The organism is Paraburkholderia sp. (assembly GCF_035501035.1).
Taxonomy (GTDB): Bacteria; Pseudomonadota; Gammaproteobacteria; order Burkholderiales; family Burkholderiaceae; genus Paraburkholderia.
This window is the reverse complement of the sequence record NZ_DATJWR010000400.1, coordinates 1-4777: the sequence shown is the minus strand read 5'-3', so window position 1 is coordinate 4777 and position 4777 is coordinate 1. Positions and strand designations below refer to the sequence as shown.

Genomic DNA, 4777 nt, shown 5'->3' with positions numbered 1-4777 from the left:
GCCCCAGCCCACCACGCCGATGCCGTTGATCATCGTGGTGTGGCTGTCCGTGCCGACGAGCGTGTCCGGGTAGTAGACGGTGTCGCCGCCTTCGGCCTTCTTGTGCACGCCGCGTGCGAGGTATTCGAGGTTGACCTGGTGAACGATGCCGATGCCCGGCGGCACGACCTTGAACGTGTCGAACGCCTGCATGCCCCATTTCATGAACTGGTAGCGCTCGTTGTTGCGCTGGAATTCCAGCTTCATGTTCAGGTCGAGCGCGTCCTTCTGGCGGAAGTAGTCGATCTGGACCGAGTGGTCGACGACGAGATCCACCGGCACGAGCGGCTCGATGACCTTCGGGTCACGGCCGACGTGCTTGGCGACGCCGCGCATGGCGGCGATGTCGGCGAGCAGCGGCACGCCCGTGAAGTCCTGCAGCACGACGCGCGAAACGACGAACGGGATTTCGTCGACGCGGGGGGCCGTGGGCTTCCAGTTCGCGAGTTGCTCGATGTGCTCTTCCGCGATCTTCTTGCCGTCGTAGTTACGCAGCACGGACTCGAGCACGATACGGATCGAGACCGGCAGGCGATTGATCTTCACGCCGAGCTGCTTGCCGAGTTGCGGCAGCGAGTAGAACTTGCCTTTGCCGGAACCGCTGTCGAATTCCTTTAGCGTTTTATGGAGGTTGTGGGCCATGGTGTTTTCCTTCGTTTAATCGCGGAAATAACGCTTACTGCACGTTTGCTGCTCTTACTGATCGTTGCCTGCTTGCTCAAATCACGTACAAGTCGACGTACTCGTTGACCGGCATGGCTTCGAATCGTGCCGCATCGAGCGAGACATCGACTATCGCCTGCTGCTGCTTCGCGGGGAAGCGGCGCGCGAGGTTGCTTCGAAACTTCTCGATCAGCAGCGGGATGCCTTCTTCGCGGCGCCGCTTGTGGCCGATCGGGTATTCCACCACGACTTCCGGCAGTGTCGTGCCGTCGTTCAGCTCGACGGTGAGCGCGTTTGCGATCGAGCGCTTGTCGGGGTCGTGATAATCGTGCGTGAACTGCGCGTCTTCCACGCACGCCGTTTTCGCGCGCAGCGCGTCGATGCGCGGGTCGCGCGCGACTTCGTCTTCGTAGTCGGCGGCGGTCAGCCGCCCGAAGATGAGCGGCACGGCGACCATGTACTGGATGCAGTGGTCGCGGTCGGCCGGGTTTGCGAGCGGGCCGCTCTTGTCGATGATGCGCATCGCCGCTTCGTGCGTGCGTATCGTGATGCGCTTGATATCCCCGGCCGTCAAGCCCTTTTGCGCGAGCACGCGGTGCAGCGTGATCGCGGCTTCGGCGGCGGTCTGCGCGTGGAATTCAGCCGGGAACGAAATCTTGAACAGCACGTTTTCCATTACGTACGTGCCGTAGGGGCGCTGGAATCTGAACGGCTGTCCCTTGAACGAGACGTCGTAGAAGCCCCACGTTTTCGCCGTCAGCGCGGAGGGATAGCCCATCTCGCCGGTCTTCGCCATGAGCGCGAGGCGCACGGCGCGCGAGGTGGCGTCGCCTGCCGCCCACGACTTGCGCGAACCGGTGTTGGGCGCGTGGCGGTAGGTGCGCAGCGACTGGCCGTCGACCATCGCGAGCGAAATGGCGTTGATCAGCTCCTCACGCGTGAGCCCGAGCATCTGCCCGACGACGGCGGTCGAGGCGAGCTTCACGAGCAGTACGTGGTCGAGGCCGACCTTGTTGAACGAGTTTTCCAGCGCGATGCAGCCCTGGATCTCGTGCGCCTTCACCATGCCTTCGAGCACGTGCCTCATGGTGAGCGGCGTTTTGCCCTGAGCGATGGCCGTGCGCGAGAGCCAGTCGGCCGTCGCGAGAATGCCGCCCAGGTTGTCCGACGGATGGCCCCACTCGGCGGCGAGCCACGTGTCGTTGAAGTCGAGCCAGCGGATCATCGCGCCAATGTTGAACGCGGCCTGAACCGGGTCGAGCTGGAATTGGGTGCCTGGCACCTTCGCGCCATGCGGGACGACCGTGCCCGGCACGATCGGTCCCAGCAGCTTGGTGCAGGCGGGGTAGGAGAGCGCCTCGAGCCCGCAGCCGAGCGTGTCGATCAGGCAATGCCGGGCCGTCGACAGCGCGAGCGCGCTATCGACCCGGAAGCTCAGGACGTAGTCGACGATGTCGACGAGTACCTGATCCGGCTGCGGCCTGACGTTGGCGATCGGCGCGGACATCGAGGCGCTCCGGCGGAGCCTTACTGGCCCGCTGCGCCGCTAGCGCCTTGAGCCGGCGCACGGTTGGCCGGGTTCAGAGCGTTGGCCTGCGTCGGCGCCATGGCGCCTTGCTGCATGGCAACGGTCTTGCACTCGTCGGCCAGACGCGAGCTGTCCTTGTCCGAGAACAGCATGGCCTTGGTCGGGATCACGACGAGGTCGAGGCCGGTTGCGGCGTCGTGGAAGCGGTCAGCGCCGGTGGTGGTGACCTGGCGCGGCAGGTTGTAATTCTTGTTCGCCCAGTGAACGGTGACGATCTGGTCACGCGCCATGTCGCCCTTCAGGTCGAATTGCATGCCTTCGGCACAGGTCCAGTGCTCCGAGCCTTCCGGGATCGGATCGACCTTCGCTTCCTTGGCAGGGTTGGCCTTGCGCTTGATGATGCGATGCTTCGGAGCCGGCTTCCTGGCAGTGGTGGTCGACGTCGTGTCTTGTGCGGCGGCGTCGGTCGCGGCCAGCATCATCGTCGAGGACAGCGTGCCGATGACAGCGGCGATCAGCAATTTCTTCATGGGAATCAGACCTTTATCTCTCTAAATCGGTTGATCAGTGCGCGGCCGCAGTATGCGGCCGCCGGTTGCACGACGCGCGCCCCGAAAGCGCGCAGCGGACGCTATTTTCACCTATTTATCGCCATGAACTTCAATTTCTCCGGCCCGGTGTTGCTCACGCTGCTTGTTCGTCCGCAGTACCCTTCTTTTTCATCGCCGCGCCGCGCGGCGCGATACCTGCGATGCCTGCGCGGCGGAACATGCTGAAAACGTTTTCCGCGCGGAGGCTCGCGGCACGCATCAAGGCGACTCCTGCGCCAGTTCGCCCGGCGTCGCGGCGCCCGGGCCAAAGAGCGGCGCCGCTTCGAGCGGCACGGTGCGGCCCGTCGAGCGAGCGCGGCGCAGCACGGCCCAGTAATAGCGGTAGCTCGCGCGGTCGTGCAGCGTGTCGCCGTGGCGCGTCGGGCCCCACTGCGCGTGCTGTGCGGCGAGCAGGATTTCCGTGGCGGTGGCGATCTCCTCGTCGCGCGGCGCGAACGCGGCCACGATGACGGGAATCTGCGCCGGGTGAATGCTCCACATGCGTGTGTAGCCGAATTCATTGCGGGCGCGGCGCGCGTCGTTCGCCACCACGTCCATGTCGCGCACTTCCGTGCTCACGTTGTGCGAGGGGACGCGGCCAAAAGCGTGGCAGGCCGCTGCGATTTCGAGCTTCGCGCGGCGCACGAGCGGGTGATCGAACTGGCCCGGCGAGCGCATGGCGCTGTCGGGAATCGCGCCGTCGTGGGCGGAGACGAAGTCCATGAGCCCGAAGCTCAGCGCCTCGACGCCGCGCAGTGCGGCTAGGTCGAACGCGCGCGCGAGCGCGCCATGCGTTTCGACGAGCAGTTGGACGGGAATGGGTTTGTCGATGCCCATCTCGACGCGCGTGGCCTCGATGAATGCCGTCATCTCGGCGGCGTCGCCCACGGCGCGGATCTTCGGCAGCGTGATGAAGGCCGGCGCGCGTTTCGCGGCGCGCAGGATCAGGCGCACGTCGTCGCGCCAATGCGGGTGATGGAAGTCGTGAATGCGGACGCCGACGCGGCCGAAGCGGTCGTGCTCGCCGCCGATGAACGACGCCACGAGCTCCGCATGCTCGGCCTCGCGGCCCACCTGGGCGCCGTCTTCGCAATCGAGCGTGATGTCGAACACCGGGCCGAGCTGCTGCTGCAGCGCGAGCGATTTCAGCATCAGCTTCTCGCTGCCCGCGTAGTGATCGCATGCGGGCAGGATGGCGGGCGGCGCTTCGCCGTCGAACAGTACTTCGGCGGGGGGAATGGCGCGCATCTTCGGCGTCGGAGTCGAATGTTGGGGGAGAAACCGGATTCGGATGCGTCCTGCCAGCGAGGCCGTCTGGCAAGGCGCATGCGGATCGGGCGGGCCGCGCAGGGCGTTCCGCGGATATTGTTCCGCGTACAGCGTCGCGCGGCTCCGCTCACGGGGCCGCGCGCATGATACCGGAACGAAACGGCGCCGCACGGCGTGCGACGCGCATTCCGTTCGTACAGCTGGCTTACTTGCCGAGCAGGTGAGCCACGCCGTCGCGCTCTTCGAGCAGCTCGTTGAGCGTGCCGTCCATCTTCTCGCGCGAGAACGCGTCGATTTCGAGGCCTTCCACGCGCTTGTATTCGCCGTTTTCGCAGATCACCGGCACGCCGTAGATGATGTCTTCGGGGATGCCGTACGAGCCGTCCGACGGGATGCCCATCGTGACCCACTTGCCGTTCGTGCCGAGGACCCAGTCACGCACGTGGTCGATCGCAGCGTTGGCAGCCGATGCCGCCGACGAGAGGCCGCGCGCTTCGATGATCGCCGCGCCGCGCTTCCCAACGGTCGGGATAAAGGTGTTGCGGTTCCATTCGTCGTCGTTGATCAGCGCGTTGAGCGACTGGCCGTCGACGGTGGCGAAGCGGTAGTCGGGGTACATCGTCGGCGAGTGGTTGCCCCACACGGCGAGCTTCTCGATCGAAGCGACCGGCTTGCCCGACTTGGCGGC

Annotated in this window: 5 protein-coding genes and 1 pseudogene; all 6 read right to left on the bottom strand. The window is 65.5% G+C overall.

The genetic code is table 11. From position 1 onward, the window contains the following. On the bottom strand, positions 1 to 681 hold a 681-nt coding region (locus VMJ11_RS29055), incomplete at its 3' end, for an aconitase family protein (protein WP_325624189.1). Between the two features lie 76 nt (positions 682 to 757). Then, positions 758 to 2209 (bottom strand): bifunctional 2-methylcitrate dehydratase/aconitate hydratase, encoded by a 1452-nt coding sequence (locus tag VMJ11_RS29050; RefSeq protein ID WP_325624188.1) that lies wholly within the window; start codon positions 2207 to 2209, stop codon positions 758 to 760. A 20-nt stretch (positions 2210 to 2229) separates the two neighbouring features. Beyond that, entirely contained in the window at positions 2230 to 2760 is a 531-nt protein-coding gene (locus tag VMJ11_RS29045) for a hypothetical protein (RefSeq protein WP_325624186.1), read from the bottom strand. A 154-nt stretch (positions 2761 to 2914) separates the two neighbouring features. Further along, complete coding sequence (locus tag VMJ11_RS29040) at positions 2915 to 3040, bottom strand: hypothetical protein (RefSeq protein ID WP_325624184.1); 126 nt, start codon at positions 3038 to 3040, stop codon at positions 2915 to 2917. Further along, positions 3040 to 4068: an HpcH/HpaI aldolase/citrate lyase family protein gene (locus tag VMJ11_RS29035; protein WP_325624183.1), complete on the bottom strand. Its 1029-nt coding sequence runs from the start codon at positions 4066 to 4068 to the stop codon at positions 3040 to 3042. Before VMJ11_RS29035 ends, VMJ11_RS29040 begins: the two co-directional genes overlap by 1 nt. A 226-nt stretch (positions 4069 to 4294) precedes the next feature. Continuing rightward, a pseudogene (locus tag VMJ11_RS29030) lies at positions 4295 to 4777 on the bottom strand (malate dehydrogenase); the annotation flags it as partial.

Bases quoted from the DNA above. Each gene is read 5' to 3' on its own strand.
- VMJ11_RS29035 (WP_325624183.1), bottom strand. From the start codon at position 4,068: ATGCGCGCCATTCCCCCCGCCGAAGTACTGTTCGACGGCGAAGCGCCG.
- VMJ11_RS29050 (WP_325624188.1), bottom strand. From the start codon at position 2,209: ATGTCCGCGCCGATCGCCAACGTCAGGCCGCAGCCGGATCAGGTACTC.
- VMJ11_RS29040 (WP_325624184.1), bottom strand. From the start codon at position 3,040: ATGCGTGCCGCGAGCCTCCGCGCGGAAAACGTTTTCAGCATGTTCCGC.
- VMJ11_RS29045 (WP_325624186.1), bottom strand. From the start codon at position 2,760: ATGAAGAAATTGCTGATCGCCGCTGTCATCGGCACGCTGTCCTCGACG.